This is a genomic window from Spirosoma sordidisoli (genome assembly GCF_004138325.1).
GTDB lineage: Bacteria > Bacteroidota > Bacteroidia > Cytophagales > Spirosomataceae > Spirosoma > Spirosoma sordidisoli.
In genome coordinates, this window is the sequence record NZ_SBLB01000001.1 from 29,774 (window position 1) to 54,242 (window position 24,469).

The 24,469-nt window shown below is 53.8% G+C and carries 20 protein-coding genes; 10 read left to right on the forward strand and 10 right to left on the reverse strand.

Translation table 11 applies throughout. From position 1 onward, the window contains the following. Nucleotides 1-132 precede the first annotated feature (132 nt). The gene (locus EQG79_RS00145) at nucleotides 133-387 is read left to right on the forward strand and encodes a GIY-YIG nuclease family protein (protein ID WP_077919902.1); all 255 of its coding nucleotides are present in this window, start codon (nucleotides 133-135) and stop codon (nucleotides 385-387) included. A 65-nt stretch (nucleotides 388-452) separates the two neighbouring features. Here EQG79_RS00145 and EQG79_RS00150 read toward each other — a convergent pair whose 3' ends face one another. From EQG79_RS00150 to EQG79_RS00160, 3 genes are all read right to left on the reverse strand, one after another. Beyond that, on the reverse strand, nucleotides 453-1,064 hold the full coding sequence (locus EQG79_RS00150) for a C40 family peptidase (protein ID WP_129598628.1): 612 nt from the start codon (nucleotides 1,062-1,064) through the stop codon (nucleotides 453-455). 88 nt (nucleotides 1,065-1,152) lie between these two features. Further along, the gene (locus EQG79_RS00155) at nucleotides 1,153-3,282 is read right to left on the reverse strand and encodes a Tex family protein (protein ID WP_129598633.1); all 2,130 of its coding nucleotides are present in this window, start codon (nucleotides 3,280-3,282) and stop codon (nucleotides 1,153-1,155) included. 176 nt (nucleotides 3,283-3,458) lie between these two features. Next, the gene (locus EQG79_RS00160) at nucleotides 3,459-3,650 is read right to left on the reverse strand and encodes a cold-shock protein (protein WP_077919905.1); all 192 of its coding nucleotides are present in this window, start codon (nucleotides 3,648-3,650) and stop codon (nucleotides 3,459-3,461) included. A 324-nt stretch (nucleotides 3,651-3,974) separates the two neighbouring features. On the opposite strand from EQG79_RS00160, the gene EQG79_RS00165 reads away from it, so the two are divergent. Continuing rightward, nucleotides 3,975-6,155: a DUF5916 domain-containing protein gene (locus EQG79_RS00165; protein ID WP_129598638.1), complete on the forward strand. Its 2,181-nt coding sequence runs from the start codon at nucleotides 3,975-3,977 to the stop codon at nucleotides 6,153-6,155. Between the two features lie 29 nt (nucleotides 6,156-6,184). Here EQG79_RS00165 and EQG79_RS00170 read toward each other — a convergent pair whose 3' ends face one another. From EQG79_RS00170 to EQG79_RS00185, 4 genes are all read right to left on the reverse strand, one after another. After that, nucleotides 6,185-6,415, reverse strand: a complete 231-nt coding sequence (locus tag EQG79_RS00170) for a hypothetical protein (protein ID WP_129598642.1) — start codon at nucleotides 6,413-6,415, stop codon at nucleotides 6,185-6,187. Nucleotides 6,416-6,593: 178 nt separating this feature from the next. After that, nucleotides 6,594-7,697, reverse strand: a complete 1,104-nt coding sequence (locus EQG79_RS00175) for a Gfo/Idh/MocA family protein (RefSeq protein ID WP_129598645.1) — start codon at nucleotides 7,695-7,697, stop codon at nucleotides 6,594-6,596. 301 nt (nucleotides 7,698-7,998) lie between these two features. After that, on the reverse strand, nucleotides 7,999-8,736 hold the full coding sequence (locus tag EQG79_RS00180) for an SDR family oxidoreductase (RefSeq protein ID WP_129598649.1): 738 nt from the start codon (nucleotides 8,734-8,736) through the stop codon (nucleotides 7,999-8,001). 68 nt (nucleotides 8,737-8,804) lie between these two features. After that, nucleotides 8,805-9,695 carry an AraC family transcriptional regulator gene (locus tag EQG79_RS00185; protein WP_129598654.1) on the reverse strand — a complete coding sequence of 297 codons (891 nt, stop codon included), beginning with the start codon at nucleotides 9,693-9,695 and terminating at the stop codon, nucleotides 8,805-8,807. A gap of 398 nt (nucleotides 9,696-10,093) precedes the next feature. Here EQG79_RS00185 and EQG79_RS00190 point away from each other — a divergent pair, with 398 nt between their 5' ends. The 4 genes from EQG79_RS00190 to EQG79_RS00205 all read left to right on the forward strand — a co-directional run bounded on the left by EQG79_RS00190 (nucleotide 10,094) and on the right by EQG79_RS00205 (nucleotide 14,245). Continuing rightward, nucleotides 10,094-10,966 (forward strand): carbon-nitrogen hydrolase, encoded by an 873-nt coding sequence (locus tag EQG79_RS00190; RefSeq protein WP_077919909.1) that lies wholly within the window; start codon nucleotides 10,094-10,096, stop codon nucleotides 10,964-10,966. A gap of 64 nt (nucleotides 10,967-11,030) precedes the next feature. Continuing rightward, nucleotides 11,031-12,653 (forward strand): hypothetical protein, encoded by a 1,623-nt coding sequence (locus EQG79_RS00195; RefSeq protein ID WP_129598659.1) that lies wholly within the window; start codon nucleotides 11,031-11,033, stop codon nucleotides 12,651-12,653. 18 nt (nucleotides 12,654-12,671) lie between these two features. Then, the gene (locus EQG79_RS00200) at nucleotides 12,672-13,631 is read left to right on the forward strand and encodes an ROK family protein (protein WP_077919911.1); all 960 of its coding nucleotides are present in this window, start codon (nucleotides 12,672-12,674) and stop codon (nucleotides 13,629-13,631) included. Between the two features lie 35 nt (nucleotides 13,632-13,666). Further along, the gene (locus tag EQG79_RS00205) at nucleotides 13,667-14,245 is read left to right on the forward strand and encodes a D-sedoheptulose-7-phosphate isomerase (protein ID WP_077919912.1); all 579 of its coding nucleotides are present in this window, start codon (nucleotides 13,667-13,669) and stop codon (nucleotides 14,243-14,245) included. 30 nt (nucleotides 14,246-14,275) lie between these two features. On the opposite strand, the gene EQG79_RS00210 is transcribed toward EQG79_RS00205, so the two are convergent. The 3 genes from EQG79_RS00210 to EQG79_RS00220 form a co-directional block, all read right to left on the reverse strand. After that, nucleotides 14,276-14,968: a molybdopterin-dependent oxidoreductase gene (locus EQG79_RS00210; RefSeq protein WP_129598664.1), complete on the reverse strand. Its 693-nt coding sequence runs from the start codon at nucleotides 14,966-14,968 to the stop codon at nucleotides 14,276-14,278. A 116-nt stretch (nucleotides 14,969-15,084) separates the two neighbouring features. Continuing rightward, the gene (pheA, locus tag EQG79_RS00215) at nucleotides 15,085-16,158 is read right to left on the reverse strand and encodes a prephenate dehydratase (protein WP_077919914.1); all 1,074 of its coding nucleotides are present in this window, start codon (nucleotides 16,156-16,158) and stop codon (nucleotides 15,085-15,087) included. 103 nt (nucleotides 16,159-16,261) lie between these two features. Next, nucleotides 16,262-18,154, reverse strand: coding sequence for a DNA topoisomerase IV subunit B (locus EQG79_RS00220; protein ID WP_077920100.1), 1,893 nt, complete (start codon nucleotides 18,152-18,154; stop codon nucleotides 16,262-16,264). Nucleotides 18,155-18,403: 249 nt separating this feature from the next. Here EQG79_RS00220 and EQG79_RS00225 point away from each other — a divergent pair, with 249 nt between their 5' ends. The 4 genes from EQG79_RS00225 to EQG79_RS00240 all read left to right on the forward strand — a co-directional run bounded on the left by EQG79_RS00225 (nucleotide 18,404) and on the right by EQG79_RS00240 (nucleotide 24,453). Beyond that, nucleotides 18,404-21,055 carry a polysaccharide biosynthesis/export family protein gene (locus EQG79_RS00225; protein WP_129598671.1) on the forward strand — a complete coding sequence of 884 codons (2,652 nt, stop codon included), beginning with the start codon at nucleotides 18,404-18,406 and terminating at the stop codon, nucleotides 21,053-21,055. A 15-nt stretch (nucleotides 21,056-21,070) separates the two neighbouring features. Next, on the forward strand, nucleotides 21,071-22,186 hold the full coding sequence (locus tag EQG79_RS00230; RefSeq protein WP_077919916.1) for a hypothetical protein: 1,116 nt from the start codon (nucleotides 21,071-21,073) through the stop codon (nucleotides 22,184-22,186). Nucleotides 22,187-22,279: 93 nt separating this feature from the next. Further along, nucleotides 22,280-23,119, forward strand: a complete 840-nt coding sequence (locus tag EQG79_RS00235; RefSeq protein ID WP_129598676.1) for an ABC transporter permease — start codon at nucleotides 22,280-22,282, stop codon at nucleotides 23,117-23,119. A gap of 74 nt (nucleotides 23,120-23,193) precedes the next feature. Next, nucleotides 23,194-24,453, forward strand: a complete 1,260-nt coding sequence (locus EQG79_RS00240; protein ID WP_077919918.1) for an ABC transporter ATP-binding protein — start codon at nucleotides 23,194-23,196, stop codon at nucleotides 24,451-24,453. The last annotated feature ends 16 nt before the right edge of the window (nucleotides 24,454-24,469 follow it).

The following is a 24,469-nucleotide window of genomic DNA, read 5'->3' on the forward strand; positions in this document are numbered from 1 at the left end:
TCGGGAAAAAATCAGGTCGTGTCAACTCTAAACGCAAAAAAATTCTCTCCGTCCAATAAATCCTCCTTTCAATCAGGTAGTGTTTGTTTTCCGTGAACAATGCCGTAGCTTTGGTAATAGTCCCTACATACTATGCATACAGTTTATATTATCTACAGCCCCTCAACGGACCAGTACTTTATTGGTCAGACGAAAGATTTACGCATCAGCCTGTGGCAGCACAATGCCAAAACGAACCCGGCCACGGCCAATGGTAAACCCTGGGAGGTAAAGTTCACCCAGCCGTTTGCTACCCGTAATGAAGCGTTGAGTTTGGAGATGAAACTGAAAAACAAGAATCGAACAACCCTCGAAGAGTTTATCGGCAATGCACAGCCAGTGCTCTAGCCTACTAAAAAGCCCACGTGCAAACGTGGGCTTTTTAACTTGGTACCTATCCACTTCACAACGCCTTAAAATGGTCGCAGGGCTTTGACAAAGCGCCCCTTAAAATAGTCAGCATAGAGATTATCTTCACGCACCCCCCGCGATGAAGAGGCATGGATGAACCGAATGTTAGTAGGCCCATTTACCTCCGTCACGATTCCCGTGTGTGACACGTAGCCAGCCTGTCCTTTGTCCGGCACGAAAAAGAGCAGATCGCCCGGCGAAATCTCATTTACCTCTACTTCACGGCCCACCTCCGACTGCTGCCAGGAGATGCGCGGCATTCTGAGCCCTACGGTATTGAAAACGGCGTATACCAGGCCCGAACAGTCGATGCCATCGGACGTATTGCCGCCCGAGCGGTATGGGGTTCCTGTATAGGTACGGGCTATTTTAACCACCTCCGGCACGTAGCGATTGACGTAGGTTCGGCTGTCCACCACTTTGCCGGTTGGTGCTTTGGGAACGGCCGGTGGTCGGGTAGTAGCCGGCCGACGGGCAACGGTTTTTGTGGCGGCAGGACGGCGGCTCACCGAGGGACCGGAAGAACGGAGCGCTTCGCAGGCGCTCAGGGTCGTAAGCAGACAGGCACTGAGTAAAACGGGTTGGCCAATGGCCCGGAACCAGCGTAGTGACATACGGATGGAGTTAGGATCGTAGCAGCCGGAAGGTCGATTCGCAGGAGCAATACCGGGTCGACCTTCCGGTTCGATGCATAATGGCAACTTAATTAACTTTCATGGATAACGCAATGCGCTTGCGGGTCGTATCTACCTCCAGCACTTTTACACGTACTTTCTGGTAGACCTGCACTACCGTTTTGGGGTCAGCGACGTATTTGTCAGCCAGTTGTGAGATGTGTACGAGACCGTCCTGCTTGACGCCAATATCGACAAAAGCCCCAAATGCCGTAACGTTCGTTACGACACCATTCAGGACCATACCCTCGTGCAGATCGGTAATGGAGCGGATACGATCGTCGTACTCAAATACCGACAGCTGTTCCCGGGGATCACGACCGGGCTTGTCCAGTTCGGTCAGAATGTCGCGCAGGGTAGGCAGCCCTACCTCGCTGGTTACGTAACGTTCCGGTTTGATCTGCCGGCGCAGGTCGGGTTGTTGGATGAGGGTGACGACGTTGCTTCCCATGTCGGCTGCCATGCGCTCTACGAGGGCGTAGCGTTCGGGATGAACGGCACTGTTATCGAGTGGGTTTTTGGCCCCTTCTATTCGCAGGAATCCGGCACACTGCTCATAGGCTTTGGGCCCCAGCCGGGGTACCTTACGGAGTTGTTCACGCGACGTAAACGCGCCGTGTTGCGAGCGGAACGAAACGATATTGTCGGCTAGCTGCGGGCCCAGTCCGGATACGTACCGCAACAGATAAGCACTTGCGGTGTTGAGGGATACGCCCACCTGGTTCACGCAGCTCTCTACCACCGTATCAAGGCTCGACTTTAGTTCGGTCTGGTCAACGTCGTGCTGGTACTGTCCTACCCCAATCGATTTGGGGTCTATCTTGACCAGTTCGGCCAGGGGGTCCATGAGCCGCCGGCCAATGCTAACTGCGCCCCGCACGGTAACGTCATGATCAGGAAATTCAGCCCGCGCAGCTTCGGAGGCTGAGTACACCGAAGCGCCCTGCTCACTCACCATAAATACCGGCTTGCCGAGGTTCAGACCCTGGATAAACGCTTCTGTTTCGCGGCCGGCCGTACCGTTGCCGATGGCAATTGTATCTATCCTGTACTGATCGACCAGCTTCTGCACCACCTGTGCCGCCTGCTGCTTTTGGTTGTCTGACTGAAACAGATACAGTACGGTGTGGGTGAGCAGGTTACCCTGTGCGTCCAGGCAGACGGCTTTGCAGCCGGTGCGGTAGCCGGGGTCGATAGCCAGTACCCGCTGCTGGCCCAGCGGGGGGCTGAGCAGCAGCTGCCGCAGATTGTCGGCAAAGATAGTAATAGCAGCCGCGTCGGCTTTCTCTTTGGCCAGCCCCGAAAATTCGGTCTCGATAGCTGGTTTGAGTAATCGTTTGTAACCATCCCGAATGGCCAGAGAAACCTGATCGCGGCTGGCGGCTGTGCCGGTACCAGCCAGAAACTGACGGTCGAGCCGCTCCAGCGCAACCTCTTCGGCCGGGCCGATGCTCACCGTCAGGAAACCTTCGGCTTCGCCCCGGCGTATCGCCAGCAACCGATGGGATGGTACCCGCCGAAGCGGTTCGGCATAGTCGAAATAATCGTTGAACTTAGCGCCGTCTGCTGCTTTCCCTTTTTTGACGACGGATCGAACAATGGCCTCGCGTTCAAAGAGGTTCCGGATGCGCTGACGGGCGTCAGCATCTTCACTGATACGCTCAGCCAGTATATCGCGAGCGCCCTGCAACGCATCGGCAACGGTAGGTACGGCGTCGGTCAGGTAGCGTTGGGCGGCCCGTTCGGGGTTCGGTTCCCGTTGCAGTAGCAACAGGTTGGCCAGGGGTTCCAGCCCTCGCTCCATGGCCAGTATAGCCCGCGTCTTCCGCTTCTGTTTGTAGGGTAAATACAGGTCTTCAAGCTCCGTGAGGGTATCCGCAGCCGCCAGTTTCTGACGGAGGTCGTCGGTGAGTTTACCCTGGTCGGCAATTGCTTTTCCTATCGTTTCCCGCCGTTTGTCAAGATCCAGCAGTTTCTGGGTGGTCTCTTTGATCTGCCCGATCTGCACCTCATCCAGTTGGCCGGTCGCTTCCTTACGATAGCGGGCTATGAACGGTACGGTGGCTCCTCCGTTGATAAGATTGATTGTGGCCGTTACCGATGAAAGCTTAAGGCCGAGTTTGTTGGCTACGCGTTGTTCGAGCGAAAGTATGGTCATGCAATGAGGGTATAGACCGTATCGGACAGATCGGCCGGCCGTAGATGTCTGGCTTCTCTGTTTATACGTGACTAGTTATTGTACTGACCGCAAAAATGGCTCTACGAACCGACAGGGCAAAAAAAAACATGCCGTAAGGCATGTTTCTACAACGGTTGTCGGGGTATATCTTACGATTAAGCCATTTCGACGTTCACGGCGTTTAAGCCTTTCTTGCCGCGCTCGACATTGAACTTAACCTTGTCGTTCTCGCGGATTTGGTCGATGAGACCTGAAGCATGTACGAAGATGTCTTCACCGCCTTCATCGGGCTTAATGAAACCAAACCCTTTGGTTTCATTAAAGAATTTTACTGTTCCTGTTTGCATTGCTTGTTAAAATTTAAGCGAAGGACGACACAATAAACTTGTTTTCCAAATATATCTGATAAATTTTCTGACAATACCCATTGATTCTTCGTACCACTTCGCATCAGCATAATGCCCTAAAAAAAATCATAAATATTCAAATCGCTGACATACAACACATTATCATTTTTTAACAAAATATACTCAGGCATTTATACGGTAAAATAGGCGTTCTTTGCAGGCTGAAAAAAGTAGATTGACCAGATGTTTTTTCGTTCGAGTGAGCAGGGATTGGGCCCCTGGCTGGTAGTACAGAATAAATTGGCGTATAGACTGATTTGTAAAATGGGGACCGCCTGGACAGTTTTTGTTGCCGTTTTACTTAATTCGGTTGCTCTTTCCCAGTCCCTGCTAGTTAGCCCGACCGATACGCTGGTTCGGCTGGATGGTGAATTAACGGAGTCGGTCTGGCAGCGGGCTGCGGTTGCCGGCCAGTTTACCCAGAACTTTCCCAATGATACGTTACCGGCCTCTAACCGGACCGAAGTCCGGCTGACCTATGATCAGAATAACTTATACGTAGGCGTTGTCTGTTTCGACCAGAACCGGAACAAACGATTTGTGGCCAGTTCGCTGCGCCGGGACTGGGAATGGGATCTGAACGACAACTTTACCCTATATATCGACCCCTTCGGCGACCGTACCAACGGATTTACCTTCAACGTAACCCCGCTTGGTGTTGAGCGCGAAGGGCAACTCTTCAACGGAGAACGGGTGGCCACGGAATGGGACAACAAATGGCGTTCGTTCGTAAAGGTGTATCCCGATCGCTGGCAGGCTGAACTTATGATCCCCTTCAAGAGCATCCGGTACCGTCAGAATTCGACCTGGTTCCTAATGAACTTTGCCCGCCATGATCTGAAGAATAACCAGCGAACCTCCTGGCGCCGGGTGCCGATTGCCTATCGGATTTCAGCGCTCGCCTTTGCCGATACAGTTCGCTTCTCGACTCCCCTCCCCCGGGTGGGAACCAACATATCACTTATACCCTACGTCAGTGGCCGCATCGACGACAATCGGGGCGAAGGGGGAGCCTACAAACCGGGAAGCAACGCCGGCTTCGACGCGAAGGTGGCAGTTACGCCAGCCCTCAACCTCGACCTGACCGTGAATCCTGATTTTTCGCAGGTAGAAGTGGACCAACAGGTTACGAACCTCGATCGGTTCGAGATATTTTTCCCCGAACGACGACAGTTCTTTCTGGAAAACAACGATCTGTTTGCGAATCTTGGATTCGAGCAGTCGAGGCCCTTCTTCAGCAGACGCATCGGTATTGGACGGGATACCAGCACGGGGGTGACCGTCCAGAACCCTATCCTGTACGGACTCCGACTGAGCGGGAAAGTGGATAAGAACTGGCGGATCGGACTGTTGAACACGCAAACCGCCCGACAAAGCAGCCGGGGCATCAGTCCGCAGAACTATACAGTAGGGGTTGTCCAAAGGCAGGTACTGGGCCGGTCCAATCTGGTTGGCTTTTTCATCAACCGGGATGCGGCTTCGGTAACACCCGGTCTGTCGCGCTATACCCGAATTGGCGGGGTTGAATTTAACCTGCTTACCGCCGACAACCGATGGGCGGGGAAGGTATGGGGCCACAAAGCATTTCAGGAAGGTCAGGCCGTGAACACCACTCAGGACGCAGCCCATGGCCTCTTGTTAACCTATACCAGCCGGAACCTGATGCTGGAATGGTCGCATGAATACATTGGGGCCCGGTACAACATCAACGATGTGGGGTATGTAGCCCGGCGCGGCCAATGGGGCTTTTTCCCGAAAGGCGGGTATACCTTCTATTCCCGACAGCAGGGAGGACTGGTTAGCCACGGCCCCGGCTTTGAAACCCGCTTTTACCGTGACCTGACCGGCAGGCTGCTTGACCGCGAGCTGAATCTTTTTTATTCATTCGCCCTCCGGAACACGACCGAATTTGGCGGAGGCTTTTATTCGTATTACACGTATCTGTTCTCGGCTTTCGATCCTACCAACCTCGACGGGAAGGCCTTACCCGCCGGAACAGACTATCGGATTAAAGGTGGATTCTGGTTCCTGAACACTGACCGCCGAAAGTTACTGACGCTGCAGGTCGAGGGCTGGACGGGTGGGTACTTCAACGGGACCAACTTCAACATTGCTCCTACACTCAATTACCGCTTTCAGCCGTACGGGTCGTTTGGCATCACGGCTGAACACAACAACATCCGGTTGCCTGCTCCCTATAGTTCAGCTTCTTTCTGGCTGGTTGGTCCCCGACTCGATCTGACGTTTTCGCGTCGGGTATTCCTGACAACTTTCGCTCAGTTCAACAATCAAACCAACAACACTCTGTTGAACACGCGGCTGCAGTGGCGATACGCCCCCGTGTCGGATTTGTTTGTCGTGTATCAGGAAAACTACATACCGGGCTCGTTCCAGAGCAAGAACCGTACGCTGGTACTAAAACTATCGTACTGGCTTAACCTGTAACAAGTACCAGTTGGGAAACCAGAAGGGTATTAGTTCAGATACGGCAGATAGGGCTCCAGCCGATCGGTATCGCGGAAGGCGGCTACGTTCTGGAGGTTGCTGCGGTACGCATCGTAGCACAGCTCGACGTAGAAATCGCGAAGGTTATACAACAAAAAGATCTGGTCACCTTCGTACCGATTAGCCAGTATGTCTCCTGCGTAGTAAAGCGTATCGAGTTGCTGGTTGGCGGGGAGTCGGGTAAAATCGGCGGGTTGCATATGAAACGGGGTTGGCCAGCGAAATACGCCAAAAATCAGCAGTCAGGCAACCGGCCAAACTGACTTTATATAATACACTCTAATTACTATTATCATACAAATAAAATAGCCCATTCATCAATGGGCTATTTACCAGTCAGATAAAAGCCCCTGACTGGGTAGGCAGGGGCTTTTAATTTTATGACAGCTTGACGGATCGACCGGTACGAGCGGCTTCGTAAATAGCTTCTACCACGCGGATGTCGCGTAGTCCTTCCTCGCCGGGCACGAGCATGGGTTTGTTCTGCATGATCGATTCGGCATCGTGGTCCATCTGCAGGGTCTGCTGCCAGGGCGTTTCATACGGATGGTCAATTTTACCACTGGCCCGGCCGGTGAACTCCCCTTTGACCCCGTTATAGGCTGAATAAGGCTCCATGTGTAGGGTTCCCTTGTCGCCCGTTACGTGCAGGTAGTTCATATTCATCCCGTAACTTGTCTGAATGGTTGCCCGCGCTCCGCTGGGAAAAACCAGCTGGGCCATGGAGGTTTCGTCGAGGCCATTCTTATACACGTCGGGGCGGGTCGTGTACTGCTGCGCCGTTAGTGAAATCGGTTCTTCGCTGGTGGCCAGTCGTGCCCCCTGAATGGCGTATACACCCATATCGTACATAACGCCCCCGCCCATTTCTTTCTTTTGCTTCCAGTGGTCGGTTCGGGCGTCAAAGTAAGCCGCCGAGCAGCTCACCATTTGAATTTTACCAATTTTCCCGTCCCGAAGCGCTTTCACATACTCCTGGGTATTTGGTTCATGATGGAGCCGGTACCCTACCGCCAGCGACCGCTTGTTCTTGGCACAGGCATCAATCATGTTCTGGCATTCTTTAGCGGTAACGGCCATTGGCTTTTCTACCCAGACGTGCTTTCCGGCTTTGGCCGCCCGAACAACGTATTCCTCATGCATGGAAGGGGGCAGTACGACATACACTACATCAATATCCGGGTTATTAGCAATCTGATCGAAGGTCTGGTACGAGTAGATATTCTTGTCCGGAATGTTGTACTGCTTCTTCCATTTCTCGGCCTTGGCGGGCGTTCCGGTTACGATACCGGCGAGGTAGCATTTTTTGGTTTTTTGAAGGGCGGGAGCCAGCAGATCGGTACTGTAGTAGCCCAGTCCGACCAGCGCTACCCCGAGCCGGTCCTTAGCCGGGCGGGTAGCGGCTAACAGCGTGTTGGGCGAAAACGTGGCTACGGCACTGGTAAGAGCAGTAGCCTGCAAAAAGTCTCTTCGGGTTGTCATAATGCTATTGTACTGGTTTCGGTATAGGGTTCGTAATGTGTAGTACAAGAATACAAAAGGCCATGATCAATTACCAGGCCCCCGGCTTCTGGTTATAAAGCGAATTTACCCATACCCTACCTATTTACCACAGTATCAACCCGACTTAGAGGGAAGCTTCTGTCCCGAAAACATCAACAGTTATCAAACATGTAGTATAAGCATAATCACCTGACATCTGTCTGCCCATCCATAGATAGTCAGGTACACTTCGATAGCCGTGCTTTCTGTACTGGTTGCAGCACGGCTATCGTTGATTGTACTACCACGGGCTAATACCCGTTTCCGGCGCGTTGTCATCACTGAAGAATTGGCTGGTCGGACCTTCCGGTCCCAGCATAGCTGCTTTTATTACCCTGGCAGCAGCATCCGGCACGGTTCCGGGTCCGCTGTGGCCGTTAAAGTCGGTAGCGGTATAGCCCGGATCAACGGCATTTACTTTGAACGGGGTGTCGCGCAGCTCGTAAGCCAGCACAATGGTGTAGGCGTTGAGAGCCGCTTTCGACGACACATAACAAGCGGGCTTAACCGCGTAATACGGCCAGGTCGGATCATTATGCAGCTCCAGCGAACCCAGTCCAGAAGTAACATTAACGATTCTGGGTTCGGGCGACAGCCGGAGCAGGTCGATAAAGGCCTGGGTGACACCGATGACACCAAAATAATTGGTCTCAAATATCTGCCGAAACAGGCTGATGTCGGTGCTGATGGCTTCTTGTGGTAAATTACCGCCGATCCCAGCGTTGTTGACCAGCACATCCAGCACCGGGGTTTTCTGACCCAGTGTTTCGCGGGCTGCCTTTATCGAGTCAAGGTTGTTAACGTCGATTAGCAGGAGTTCGACGGCGGAGAGACCCTCTGCTTGTAGCTGTTCGACGGCCTGCTGTCCTTTTAGTCTATCACGGCTTCCCAGGTAGACATAATACCCATGTTGCAGTAGCTGCCGGGCGGTTTCGAAACCGATGCTTTTGTTGGCTCCTGTTATCAGTGCTGTTTTCATGATCAGGTTGTTTTGACAGCACAAAAGTACCGCTCCTCAGCCGCCTGTCCGGCACACATTCTGCGGCATCACTGGTACATTTTACGGATGGTGGCCCGGTAGTCGGCGGGGGTCTGACCGGTTTCGCGCTTGAAGAAACGGGTGAAGTAAGAAGCCTCGGCAAACCCAAGGCTGAAGGCGATTTCCTTAAGTGAATGCTGCGTATGAAAAAGCAGCCGCCGGGCCTCCAGTACCAGTCGCTCATGGATGTGTTTGATCGCGGGCTTCCCACTTTGCCTTTTCACAATCTCGCTTAGGTGCCCGGCCGACAGATGCAGCATAGAGGCATACTGAGCCACCTCGTGCCGATACCAGAAGTTCTCCTCAATCTTCGCCTGAAATTGCCGGAGCAGCAGTTTATCGGCTGAGGGCTCTTCGCCCGTAAACTGTTCGGTGTACAGGCGGCTCATGTAGGTCAGCAATACGGTAATGTAAGCACTCATCATCCGCTGCTGGAAATCGCCGGGTTGCTGCGTCTCCAGGCAGATTTTAGTCAACAGGTCTTCAACGAACCGAACATCGGTATCCTTCAGCTGCAATTCATGGCCGTTGTACGGGTTTTGAATAAGCGGCAGTTTACGCAGCGAAGCGTTTTCCTGGAGAGCCAGAAATTCATCCGTGAACGCAATACCCGTACTCCACAGTTGATTGATTCCTTCTTTAACGATGATCTGGCCCGGCGCAGTAAAGTAAAACGTATTAGCTTTTAGCGTGTACGGCACCATATCGATCCATTGACGACTTTCGGCCTGCCGAATAAACACAAGCAGGTAATAATCTTTCCGATGCGGCACTAGCAAATCACTCCGGCCGGGCATACTACCGTCGTAGTCATAGATTCGAAGCTGTTTACTACCCATCAGCTCGTCCGGCTCCAGACTATAGGTCGGTATCTGTAAAGAGGTATTATATACTTGCATTATCGATTTGACCGGGGTCTGCAGTGCGCTGCCGGGTCGTAGGACTGACATCACACCCGTGTTCGTTTGTTTAAGCCCGTTTGGTGCGGACTGCCAAAGGGTTGACAGAACCATGGTGATGACAGTAAGTGCTGACCTTCCCCAGTTGCCTGCTGCCATGTACCCTTTTTGCCGACCGCCGGGGCTGCCTTACGTTCGGCCTGATAATGTCGTTTGGCTTCGAGCAGTTCCCTGTAGGTACAGGTCTGCATGTCCAGCATTACCTCAAATCGGGTAGAAGTCCTGCTTTCAACGCCCATTTGACGTGAGCAACGAACTCTCTTTTTACCCCGAACCCGCCTGCTCAGACTTTTGTTGAAAATAGGCGTTGTCATGACAGAACGCTCTACTTTTGCATCATGTCTAAGAAAGTCAATATTGGTTTAGTCCAGATGAGTTGCTCGGCCGATGTCGAGTCGAACATTCAGAAAGCCATCAGCGGCATTCGGGAAGCAGCCCAAAAAGGCGCCCAGATCGTTTGTTTGCAGGAACTGTTCACATCGCTGTATTTCTGCGATGTGGAAGATCATCACAATTTCAGTCTGGCCGAAGCCATTCCGGGCCCAACCACCGAGCGGCTGGGGCAGGTAGCCGCCGAACTGAGCGTTGTCATTGTAGCTTCGCTGTTCGAGAAACGGGCGCATGGTTTATATCACAACACGACGGCAGTTCTGGACGCCGACGGCAGCTACCTGGGCAAGTACCGAAAAATGCATATTCCCGACGATCCGGGCTATTACGAGAAGTTCTACTTCACCCCAGGCGATCTGGGTTATAAGGTTTTTGATACAAAGTATGCCCGTGTGGGGGTGCTGATCTGCTGGGACCAGTGGTATCCGGAAGCAGCCCGCATAACGGCGCTGATGGGTGCCGAGCTGTTGGTTTACCCCACTGCCATCGGCTGGGACACCAATGAGCCTGACCCGGCTCAGAATACCGAACAGTATAACGCCTGGCAAACCATTCAGCGAAGCCACGCCATTGCCAATGGGGTTCACGTCGTGGCGGTCAACCGGGTTGGCCGCGAAGCGGATCAGCAGTTCTGGGGCGGCTCGTTTGTGGCCAATCCGTTCGGTTCCCTGCTCTACCTGGCTCCGCACGACCAGGAAGTTGTACACGTGCAGGAGATAGACCTGGCGCTGTCGGAGAAGTACCGCACGACCTGGCCCTATTTCCGCGATCGTCGGATTGACTCGTACCAGCCGATCACCAGACGGTATATCGACGAATAACCAGGCCAGCGATCGAGCAGTGCGATATGTTGACTTCTTTTTTTCGGCTTCAGTGAAAACCAGCATGAAACTAGTTTTGTCGTTTTTTATAGCCAGCCTGACGGGGTTCGGCTTCTGGTGGCTGCGCCCGTCGGCACCGCCGGTACCCGCAGCCGTTCTCCAAACCGATCCGCTGCCCGCGCTAACCCCCCTGACGGCCACGCCCCGCGCCCGGTTCAACCCAACGCCAGCCAGCCGTAAAGGGTTTTACAACATCGACGTTGTCGACGATTTTACCGTACCGGCTACCAAGACCATTACGTTCTGCGGAGCCGGTCGAAACCTGCACGTTGACCGGGACTGGAGTAAGCTGTTTCGGCGTGGTTTTACGGCCGTTGATCAGACCCGTATGGTCGGCGGTCAGGAGATTTGGACCGATGGTATGCCCCCGGCGGGCTGGCGGAGTCGGCTGAAGCAAAGCCAGCGGTCTCTGATTCTTTATCAGGATTACTTTGCCAATGCGTTTAAACTCGACTGGGCTCGCAATGGCGAGCAGGCAACCAACACCCTGTACAGGGCCACTGCCCGGAATCAGGCTGCGCGGAATACGATTTACCAGGCCGGTATGGAACTGCGGGGAGGTTGCGTCGGCTTCGGCGATTGCCCGCCGGGTACGATGATCAGTACGTTTGGCAAAATTTTTCTGGACATCGAAAATGATGGCGTCAGCATCGGCAAAAAACAGGACCAGGCTAACTTATACACCTATCTGGCCCGTACCATTAAAGAGAACGTTAGCCCGCAGACCGAAATTGGCTCCATAGCTCCCGTCCCACATAACAGCTTCGGCTACTCCCGCGCGTCTGATTACATGGCCGAGCCCGACTGGCTCTGGAATACGCCGGCAACGCATACCAACAGCAGTCGGCAGCGCGGTATGCCAGACGATCTGGTGGGAAAACGCTTCGCTGACGTCGCCGATTTTCACATGGCTGGTACGTATTACGTATACCCCGATTTCGATTACAGCATCGCTCATACGGCGGACGACAGTCGCCACTGGCTGGCTGCCCTGCTGGGGGAGCAGGAGGTTAACATGAAGCTGTCGTCCAAGAAGCGGATCGCCTGGCACTGGCTCTTCAACACCCAGAGTGGCGAGTTCGAAAAAAGCGGCAAAGCCGAACACCCCGCGCCACCCGCCATTGCCGAAGGAATGAGTATCTTTTACTGGTTTACGGGCGCTTATGGGGTTCTGTTCTGGGATGATCACAAAGACCTGGTGCCGGGTCAGCCCACCCCGGCCGACCCGGGTCTGCGGGGCTTGGGAAACGACCGGCCCTACGCCTGTTACGAACATTACATTCATGGCCTGTGGCGGCTGTTCAAGCACCATGGCGATCTTTTCAACGGCCGCGAAACGTACCTCAACGAACAGACCGAGTGCTCCTACGACGGCGGAAAGACCTGGCTGAAATACAATGCCAATCAGATCAAGACCCGCAGTCTGCCTTTCGTGCGGGCGATCGTTAATGGCGATCAGATACTGGTGGCGGCTACCCAGGCCTACGCCCGGCCCAATCAGGCCGGACAGGTGATGCTCCGGTACGTACAGAACGGATACCAGTTTTACACAACCATAGATTTACAGGGCGATCAGATCTACCTGGGTCGGGCTACCATGCGCAAGGGCGCGGGTCGCCGAAGCTGACCTCCTTCCCACCTCCATATGACGCTTGGCATAGAAATCGGCGGAACAAAAATACAACTCGTCACCAGCGACCTAACCGGCTGGATCGATCAGCGTTACCGCTTTAGGGTTGCCCCTTCAGCAGGCGCCGATGGTATACTGCATCAAATTGCGACAACAATAGCCCAGCTTCCCGAGCCTCCGCAGGCAATAGGCGTTGGCTTCGGTGGCCCCGTCGACTGGCAGACGGGTCGGGTGGCCACGTCGCACCAGATTGGTGGCTGGGCTGGTTTCGATCTCGCGGACTGGCTGCGTACTCAGGTGCCAGGCGCTCAGGTTCGTATTGAAAACGATGCCAACGTAGCGGCTCTGGGCGAAGCCCGACGAGGGGTAGCTACGGGGTTCAGGCGGGTTTTTTACGTAACGCTGGGGAGTGGTATGGGCGGTGGCCTGGTGGTTGATAAACAGCTCTACCACGGAGCGTCGCCCGGTGAGGCCGAGATTGGTCAACTGTGGTTGGTTCCTCCGGGCGACTCGTCGCCGGGGCAGACCCTCGAACAAACTGTATCAGGATGGGCTGTTGACCAGCAGATTGCCGACCTGCTGCCGCAACTACCTCCCGACTCGGCGCTGAAGACTATGGTACTCGGGGCGCAGGCCGAAGGAGTCATTCAACAGCATCCTCCGCGTGGACAGGCGAAATACCTGCATGCGGCCTATGAAGCCAGCGATCCGGTAGCTCGTATGCTGATCGAACAGGTAGGGTCGGTACTGGCCCTGGGTCTCTCCCATGCCATACACCTGTTTCATCCGGACGCCATTGTTCTGGGTGGTGGACTTTCGCTGATTGGAGAACCCTTGCGGGCCGCGGTTCGGCAGGCGCTGCCCCGTTTTGTGATGAAGGCCTTCCACCCCGCTCCTATCATTCTGCTGGCCAAACTGGGAGAAGATGCCGTTCCGGCGGGGGCGTTGGCGATGATGAATGATGACTACTTATAACTATATATTAGTTGTCGATTGACCGACCTGCCGACATGAACCAGTCTTATTTTCAGGCTTATCTTCAACAGCAAAAAGCGGCTTATGATGCCATTCCGCTCGATACGGTAGAGCGCATCATTCAACTCGTGAAGCAGTGCCGTGAAGAGGACCGGCAGTTATTCGCGTTCGGTAATGGCGGCAGCGCGTCTAATGTCTCGCACTTTATCACCGACCTTGGCAAGAGTGCATCCGACAGCATGATGGCCCGGGGAGAGGCTAACCGATTCCGGTGCATATCCCTGAACGAAAACCTTTCGTGGATCACCGCCCTGGGCAATGATTACAGCTACGAGGATGTTTACCTCAGGCAGCTTCAGAACTACGCCCGGCCCGGCGACCTGGTTATCACACTGAGTGTAAGCGGCAGTTCGCCCAATGTGGTGAAAGCAGTGGAATGGGCCAGAACTAACGGTCTGATCACCGTTGCGCTCGTCGGCGGCAAACGAGGCCAGGTGGCCGATCTCGCCCACGAGGTTATCGTCATCAACGAGACGCACTATGGCCGCGTAGAAGATGCGCAGATGACCATCTGCCACATGATCTGCTACGGATTTATTGAAGCCTACCTGTAAGTAAAGACGCTTTAAGTAGACTCTCTGCGGCTAGGCGTACCGGTCGTTCCGCCAGGGGTAGGCCGTGTCCGAATAGCCCCGTTCTTCCCAGAAACCAAGCTTATTCTGGGGCAGAAATTCAATACGTTTTATCCATTTGGAGCCTTTCCAGGCGTACAACTGGGGCGTAATCATTCGCAACGGACCGCCATGTTCGCGCGGGAGTGGCTCGCCATCGGCCGTATGCACCAGGAGCACATCGGGCTTGAGGGCTTCCTCGAGCGATACATTGGTAGAATAACCGTCGTATCCGTAGCACATGATGTGCGTTGCCGACCCTTTCGGATCAACCAGGGCCGCCAGATCGATTAACCGCACCCCTACCCAGAGAATGTTCAGTCTCGACCAGGTCGTTACACAGTGGAAGTCACTGGTATCTTCCGTTTGCGGTAATGCCATCAGGTCATCCCACTTCAGCCGAACCGGGTGGTTGACCTCACCATCGATGGCCAGTTGCCACTTATCGAGCGGGATATTGGGCTGATAACCCAGATCGAGCACGGGCCATTTGGTCGTCACGGTCTGCCCAACGGGTACCGTTGGCATGCCGTGGCGATTAACCGGGCCTGAGCCACGTGGTGTAACGTCGGTCATGGATGGCGTCTGCGCCATTTTTTCTTCAAACCGTCGTTTGAGTTTCAGGCGGGCCTCAATGATCCGCTCCGTTTTATCGTTCGCTTCCATCGTGAGTCGTACCGAATCTACGTTCGGGTTTACAATTGACCTGGTATTTTTCTCGAAACCTGATACCCCCTCAACCGCAAATTGAAATAAGTAGTTTTTACGAATGCCTGTTTTGGTCAGGCTACCCGCACGTAACTACCCAGTAGCTTGACGTCGGCCGTGTGGTGGTTCAATATATCCTGTAGATCCGGGTCACTGGCGTGGCCTTCGCATTCGAGCAGGAACCAGTATCGGAACGTAGCTCCCTCCCGCAACGGACGGCTTTCTATTTTGGTCAGGTTGATATGGCGGGTGTTGAACTCCTGCAGAAATTCGGCCAGTACCCCCGGCGATTCGGTGTTGGGCAGTTTGGCAATAAGCGTTGTCTTATCATGCCCGCTGGGCTGATTCACAAAATTCTTGGCCAGAATCAGAAACCGGGTGCGGTTGAGGTCCGAATCTTCGATATTGTCGAACAGCACCGGCACATCGAACAGCTTGGCCGCGATGGTTGAACAAATGGCCGCCGTATAAGGCTGCTGGCCGGCCAGTTTAGCGGCTTTGGAGGTTGACTCTACCGGCACCAGCTCCGCTTTAAGTCCGTCGAAGGTATCGTTCAGAAACTTACTGCACTGTCGGAACGCAATATCTTTGGAATAGATATGCGTAATCTGCGAAAGGTCTTCGGTCTGGGTCGCAAAGGTAAAATGAACCGGAATCTGCGCTTCGGCCGCAATACTGAGGTCTTTCTCGAGCAGCAGGTCTATGGCTTCGCTGACGACTCCTTCCTGATTATTTTCGATCGGCACCACCCCGAAGCGGGCCCGGCCGGTCTCAACACTTTCAAACACGGACCGGATGGTTGGTAAGGCGGTATAGGCGCTCATGGCTCCAAACCGACTTTCGGCGGCCTGATGGGTAAAGCTTCCTTCGGGGCCCAGGTACGCAACCCGTTCGGGCAATTCGAGATTACGCGAAACCGCAAAAATTTCCAGAAAGATGGCTTCGATAGCCGACTGGTTCAGCAAACCGTTGTTTTGTTTGTGCAGCCGGTCGAGTATCTGTTTTTCGCGCTCAGGGCGGTAGATAACGGCGTTGGTCGTACGCTTAAGCTCGCCCACTTTCCGAACCAGTTCCATCCGCTGATTTAATAAAGTCAGCAGCTGGTCGTCCAGGGCATCGATGTCGTTACGGAGAGACTCCAGGGTCATAAAACGTGCAGGTCGTAAATCGTATCAATTTGTCGGAGCAGTAACTCACGCCCGGCAAACTTACGACTTACGACCTACGACTGCTACCCTTGCGGGTTAAAACTTACACCAGCGCGGCTTCTTCAACGTCTTTTTCGATCCGCAGATTATCGATGATAAACCGCTGACGGTCGGGCGTGTTCTTACCCATGTAATAGCTCAGGAGTTTTGGCACCGACGTTTCTTTCTCCATGATGACCGGCTCGAGCCGCATGTTCTCGCCGATAAAGAGCCCAAACTCTTCGGGCGATATCTCGCCTAACCCTTTGAAACGGGTAATTTCTACTTTCTTACCCCCCTTGGTCAATTTACTCATAGCGTTCTGCTTCTCTTCTTCGGAATAGCAGTAGGTCGTCTCTTTGTGATTTTTGGGGTTTCGGACCCTAAAAAGCGGAGTCTCCAGAATATACAGGTGCCCGTTACGAACCAGTTCGGGAAAAAATTGCAGAAAGAACGTCAGCATCAGCAGGCGGATGTGCATCCCGTCGACGTCGGCATCGGTAGCGATCACGATCCGGTTGTAACGCAGCCCTTCCAGCCCGTCTTCGATATCGAGGGCGTGCTGCAGCAGGTTAAACTCCTCATTTTCATACACCACCTTTTTGGTTAATCCGAAGCAGTTAAGAGGTTTACCGCGCAGGCTGAAGACGGCCTGGTTCTGTACGTTCCGCGATTTGGTGATCGAACCCGAAGCTGAATCGCCTTCCGTAATAAACAACGTAGACTGATACCGGTCGTCGGCCTTCAGATCGGACAGGTGATTGCGGCAATCGCGCAGCTTCTTGTTGTGCAGACTCGCTTTTTTGGCACGATCATTGGCGAGTTTTTTGATACCGGCGAGTTCCTTGCGTTCCCGCTCCGATTGTTCTATTCGTTTCTTGATCGCGTCGCGAACGGTCGGGTTCATGTGCAGGAAGTCGTCCAGCCGTTCTTTTACAAAATCCTTGACAAATGAGTTAACCGACTGGGCATTGGGCTCGGGCGACATATTGATTGACCCCAGCTTGGTTTTCGTCTGCGACTCGAAGACGGGTTCCTGAACCCGGACGCTGATAGCCGCAATGATACTGGCCCGGATGTCGGTCGTTTCGTAGTTTTTGTCGAAGTGTTTACGAACAGTATCGACAACGGCTTCTTTGAGCGCCTGCAGGTGTGTACCGCCCTGCGTGGTGTTCTGACCGTTAACGAATGAATAGTACTCTTCGCCATAAGCGTTGCCGTGCGATAGGGCAATTTCAATGTCATTCCCCTTCAGGTGAATGATCGGATACCGTAAGTCGTCTTCTTTATGCTTGCTGCTGAGCAGATCGAGCAGGCCATTCTGGGAGACAAATTTTTGCTTGTTAAAGTTAACGATCAGCCCGGCATTCAGGTAACAGTAGTTCCAGATCATGTCGGAGACGAACTGCCCGCGATAATGAAAATGTTTAAACACGGTATCATCCGGTTCAAAGCAGATCAGCGTACCATTGCGCTCGGTGGTCGGCTCATCACCCTGCTGCTGAAGCTCTCCGCGTTCAAATTCGGCCCAGACCGTACGACCCTCCCGAAACGACTGCACCCGGAAATAGGTAGCCAGCGCGTTTACCGCTTTGGTACCCACCCCGTTGAGGCCGACCGATTTCTGGAAAGCACCCGAGTCGTATTTACCACCCGTATTGATCTTCGACACCACCTCGACCACCTTCCCGAGCGGAATGCCACGGCCATAGTCGCGAACTTCAATTCGATGGTCCGTTACGCGCACATCGATGGTCTTACCAAATCCCATCACGTGTTCGTCAATGCAATTGTCGATAGTTTCTTTCAACAGGACATATATACCATCATCAGCGGCAGAGCCATCACCTAGTTTACCTATATACATGCCGGGCCGGAGCCGGATATGTTCGCGCCAATCGAGCGAACGGATACTGTCTTCGTTGTACTGAACGGTCTGGTTCGTTAATTCTGTCATAAAAAAAACGGTGAAGCAAGGGTCAAACAACTAGGAGGATACACGAGCCCGGTAAACAAAACATCGGAAAAATCATACGCAAGCCCTGCCTGCAGGAAAAGTCTCCGCTGAATAGGAAACTATTAGAAATCCAACAAAAGTTCGCTTACTTTGCCGACTGAACTGTGCTGTGTACTATACGGTCAAAAACAACGTTACATACAGGTCTTCGCCGTCGCTGTTACCCGAGCTGTTCGACATCTTAAAAATATGCAAAATCTGCGAATTAACCACGTCTTTCCGCCAAAATCTTTTTCTGTCGCACCAGTTGCTCCACTCCAGCGGCTCGCCCCGTTTGTGGTCTATCTGCTGCTAACCTTAACTGGACTGACTGTACGGGCTCAGGTAACGCCTGCTCCCGCTGCGGGAGGAGCGACTACCTCACCAGCAACAGCCCGGCCCGGCGCAACGCCATCTGCTCCCTCTTCGCAACCCGGCCGTGGTTTACCCGCTGGCGTAAACGTAAATAACCTGCCGCCCGGTGTTCAGCAGCAAATTAACCAGCGGGCCGGACAGCTTCAGAATCAGGGACGGAACGGTACGAACGGCCGGTCCGGCGCAGCCACCGGCGCCGATGGTAACGCGACCACTACCGAGCGGAGTTCTCCAAACGGCCTTGAACAAGGTGTTAATCAGAACGAAGATGGGGTCGAACCTAACGAAGAAAATAGCCAGGAGGTACAAAAGAGCAGCTACGAACTCGCCCGCGAACAGGAGAAACTCGAGATTCGCCGGAAACTGTTCGGCTTTGCCATCTTCAACGATCCGGCCCTGAAAGCGTCGTTTCAGCCCAATACCAGTATCGCCACCCCCCGCAACTACATGGTTGGACCAGGCGACCAGCTCAACATCCGGATATACGGTTACTCGGAAACCGACTTCTCCCAAACGGTTTCGTCGGAAGGATATGTTTATTTTGCCAATCAGTCGGGTATCGGTCCGGTCTTCGTATCGGGCCTGACTGTTGAGCAGGCCAAAGCGCGTATGGAAAGCCGCCTGGCCACCAAATACGTGGGATTGCGCAGTTCATCCTACGGCCCGAAAAACACGTTCCTGGAAGTATCGCTGGGGACAACCATCCGCAGCATTCGGGTTACGGTAACGGGCGAAGCCCTTCGGCCGGGTACCTATACGATGTCGTCGCTTTCGACGGTTATGAACGCTATTTATCAGGCAGGTGGCCCCAACGAGCTGGGATCGTTCCGTAAAGTACAGCTCATCCGTAATAATCGTGTAGCGGCTACCCTCGACTTATACGATTACCTGCTCAATGGCACCCAGCGCAACGACATCCGTTTGCAGGACAACGATAACATCCGCTTTTCGACCTATACCCTGCGGGTTGACGTCACGGGCGCTACCAAACGGAATAATCTGTTTGAGATGATGCCCGGCGAAACCCTGGATCGGCTTCTGTTCTATGCCGGTGATTTTGCAGCTACGGCTTACAAAGGCCGGGTGAAAGTGCAGCGGCTTACCGACCGCGAGCGTAAAATCATTGACGTTACGGCCACCGAATACAAATCGTTCGTTATGCAGGATGGCGATCAGGTGTCGGTCGAACAACTCCTCGACCGCTTCGAAAACCAGATCACGATCGAAGGGGCCGTTTACAGACCGGGCCAGTACTCGCTCGATCAGAACAAAACACTGAAGCAGCTGATCGGCTCCGCTGAAGGGCTGAAAGGCGATGCATTCATGGGCCGGGTCAACATTGTTCGGACCCGCGAAGACCTCGCCATCGAAAACATAACGGTCAACCTGAGCAATATCATGGCCGGCACTGATCCGGATGTGATCCTGCAGCGCGAAGACCAGGTTATTATTCCGTCGAAATTCGATCTGGCCGAACCCGCTGAGATCTCCGTGCTGGGCGAGGTTACCAAGCCTAATCCGGCAATTCCCTATATGGCCAACATGACGCTGAACGATGCCTTGCTGAAGGCGGGTGGCCTTCGGGAGTCTGCTGCGGCATCGGTCGTCGAAATCGTTCGCCGGAAAAAGGATGTCGACCCACGTTCGGCTTCGGCTCAGATTGCCGAAATCAAACGGTTCAACATCAACCGAGATCTGTCGACCACCTCAGATGAGAACAACTTCCTGCTGGAGCCTTTCGACCAGGTTATCGTTCGTCGGTCGCCAAACTACGCCGTTCAGACCTACGCTGCGGTAGAAGGCGAGGTCATCCTGCCGGGCCTGTATGCTATCCGGAGCAAAGATCAGAAAGTATCGGACCTGGTCGGTCTGGCGGGCGGTCTGACCCCGCAGGCCTACATCGAAGGGGCTACCCTGGTTCGGCGAATCAGACTGAGCGAAGACGAAATTGCCCGTCGTCAGCGCTCGATCCGCGACCTGGCCGATAATGTCACCACGGGTCGGGGCGTTGTTGAAGTAGACTCGGTCGTTGCCGACAAACCGGAATCAATCGGCATCAACCTGAAGAAGATCATGGAACGCCCCGGCTCATCGGAAGACATTCTGGTGCAGGAAGGGGATGTACTGCGCATACCCAAGCTGCTCGAAACGGTTCGGATTCAGGGTGAGGTTATGTTGCCCAACACGGTGAAATACCGCTCGGGCCAGACCTTCCAGGACTACATCAGCCAGGTCGGTGGGTTTACCTCCAAGTCGCAACGCCGGAAATCATTCGTCGTTTACGCCAACGGCTCGGTAGACCGTACGCGTAAATTTATGTTCTTCAACGTCTATCCACGTGTAGCCCCAGGATCAGAAGTCGTTATTCCTAAAAAGACAACGAACCCGCTCACTCCCCAACAGGTACTGGGTTCTGCTACAGGTATAGCGTCCTCACTGATTACGCTGATTGTAACCGTTATCGCCTTGAGCCGAGTAGGCAACTAAACTCATACAATACGCATGGATTCGACAAAAACAACGCCAGCGGACCCGAACGGGATGGTAACCCGTCCACCACTGCCACCCGACCAGATTTCGCCCAAATCGGTCGTTCTACAGCTCTTCAAACTGAAAGACGTAGTTAAGCGCAACTGGAAGCTGCTCCTGATCCTGACAGCCATTGGCGGTTCCATTGGGTTTATCTACGACTTTACCCATGAGAAAAAGCCCATCTATAACTCATCGATCACGTTCAACCTGGGCGGTGGTTCATCGGGAGGGGGCTTTGGCGATCTGGGTGCGCTGGCCGGCGCATTCGGCCTGAGTCAGGGCGCTTCGGATGCCAATATCTTCACGGGCGACAACTTCCTGATCTACGCCAAGTCTCGTCCGGTAGTAGAGAAAACGCTCATGCAGTATGACACCATCAACGGGAAGATCTACCTGCTGGCCAACTACTACATCAAGTACAGCGGTATCCGGGACGAAGAATGGGAAGAGATCGATACCCTGCGGGCGTTTACGTTCCCGCGGGCCAAGAAACCCAGCGAGTACACCAAGACCGAGCAGGACGTCATGTCGCAGATTTACACTCGTATCTCTACCGAAATGAGCGTTACCCAGCCGGAGCGAAAATCATCGTTTATGGAGATGAGCTGCGGTATGCAGGATGAGATGCTGACCGCTACCTTCCTGACCTCGCACCTGAAGACGATCGAGGAAGATTACCGCAAGAAAGAGACGAAGAAAACGCGCGAGATGTACGACCTGCTCAACTCACGCGCCGATTCCCTGTTGGGCGTACTGTCGGGCACCGAAAACAAGCTGGCCCGGTATATGGACCAGAACCAGCAGATGGTCGTGGCTCAGGGTCGGATTACCGAAAACAAGCTGACCCGCAACTCCACCTTCCTGACCACCCTGTATTACCAGGCCCTGCAGAGTGCCGATAACATGCGTCTGTCGCTGATTCGCGAAGCTCCGCTGTTTACCATTATCGAACCGGTATCCTTCCCGCTGTACCGACAGGTAAAAACTCCGATAGGCATGCGGATTGGTATTGCGCTGGGCGTTATTTTGAGCCTCATCGTTGTGTTCATGCGCGAAACGTACCGCTCCATCATGCGGGAAGAATAAAATCTGTCTGTAGCTTTCAGTTTACGGGTAGCCGGACATTGGCCAGTTGCTCAGGTTCACTGCCCGTAAACTGAACATCGAAAATCTATACTTGTGAAGACCCACGAAGTAATTATACAACCAGGCCGCTCAGAAAAGCACTATTGGCGGGACCTTTGGCGTAACCGCGAATTGATGTATATCCTGTCGATGCGCGATGTATCGGTTCGCTACAAACAGACCGCACTCGGCACCGCTTGGGGTCTCATCCGACCACTGACGACCATGCTCATCATGGTATTCGTGTTCAGTAAGATCGCGAAACTACCGGCTGATCCGGGGGTGCCCTATCCACTTATGGTACTTGGCGGTATTACGGTCTGGACTTTTTTTGCTACATCCTTCACCCAGGTCAGCAACAGCGTGACGCTGAACTCAAACCTCGTCACAAAAGTATATTTCCCTCGGCTGATCATGCCCATCAGTTCGGTTGCGGTCAGCTTTGTCGATTTCCTGGTGTCATTGGGTTTGTTCATCCTGCTGGCGGCCTGGTACCGGTTCGTTCCTGACTGGCACCTGCTGCTCCTGCCGGCGTTCATTGTACTGGCCCTGCTGGCATCGTTTGCTTTCGGGCTCTTTTTTGCCGCTGTCAATGTCAAATTCCGTGACATTGCTCAGCTGATCCCATTTATCGTTCAGGTGGGTTTTTACATCTGCCCGATCGCTTACAGTAGCCGACTGGTTGCCGAAAAATCGAATGAATGGTGGGCTCCTTTGTACTGGCTCAACCCGATGGTGGGCATCATTGACGGATTCCGGTGGGCACTTCTCGGTGAAAATGCTTACTTTAATCCACAGAGTCTGCTGACCTCGGTGATCATTACGGGCGTTTGCCTGGCTCTTTCGATCTACTTTTTTCGCAAACGGGAAAACACGTTTGTTGACGATATCTAAACGGGGTCGGGCGTTGTAGTCGGCAAAGCTTATCCCGGCTTACCCGAACAACGACCGATTAACGACCAACTACTATGTCTGTCATTACTGTCGATAATATAAGTAAGCAATACATCATTGACCACCAGAAGGGCAAAGGGGTCAACACCCTGCGCGACGTGCTGACCCAGAACGTGAAGCAACTCTTTGGTGGCAAAAAAGAGCAGAACGGCCTGTCCCGCGAGGAGTTCTGGGCGCTGCGTGATGTAAGCTTTTCTATTGAACAAGGCGACCGGGTCGGTATCGTTGGTCACAACGGGGCCGGTAAGTCGACCATGCTCAAGGTATTGAGCAAGATCATCGAGCCTACCACCGGCAGCGTTCGGATCAAGGGACGCGTCGCCAGCTTGCTGGAAGTCGGCACCGGCTTTCACCCCGAGCTGACGGGTCGCGAAAACATCTTCCTGAACGGCTCACTGCTGGGTATGAGCCGCAGCGAGATCCGGAACCAGTTCGACGCCATAGTTGCGTTTGCGGGTGTCGAGAAGTTTCTCGATACGCCCGTTAAGCGATATTCGTCTGGTATGTACGTACGGCTTGGGTTCGCCATCTCGGCTCACCTCGACCCCGAAATCATGATCGTCGATGAAGTACTGGCCGTGGGCGATGCTGAATTCCAGAAGAAAAGTCTGGGCAAAATGCGCGACAACTCAGCCAGTGGCCGGACTATCATTTTTGTTAGCCACAACATGACCGCCGTACAGGCGCTGTGCAACAAAACCCTGTACTTCGAAAAAGGACGGCTCATCGAGCAGGGCGAAACCAACCAGGTCATTGCGTCTTACCTGAGTAAGGTATCCCGGACCCGGCTCGTACGCCAGTGGGACAGCCCCGAAGATGCGCCCGGCAACGATCTGGTCCGGTTCCGGCGTATCGAGCTGATTCCGGAATATCAGGATGAACTAACCCACATCGACGTTCGTACACCGATGAAAATACGGTTCGAGTTCTGGAACATGATGGATCGGGCCAACCTGAACCTGTCCATGCACCTGAACTCCCTGACCGGCGAATGTATCTTTAACGTCGGCACCCGGTCGCAGCCTTACGGCAAAGGCCTGATTGCGGGCGAGTGCACAGTGCCGGGTTACTTCCTCAACGACGGTTCCTACACCGTGTCAGTAATGGTGGTGAAAGATACCGTCACGCCCCTGTACGTTATGGAAGAAGGCCTCACCTTCGACGTGGAGGACTACCGAGAGGGAATTGCCTGGTACGGGAAATGGCCGGGCTACGTTCGGCCCCAGTTTCCGTTCGAGATGGAAATGCTGGAGCCAGTGAACAGCGAACAATAGCCGAGTCGCCAACCGA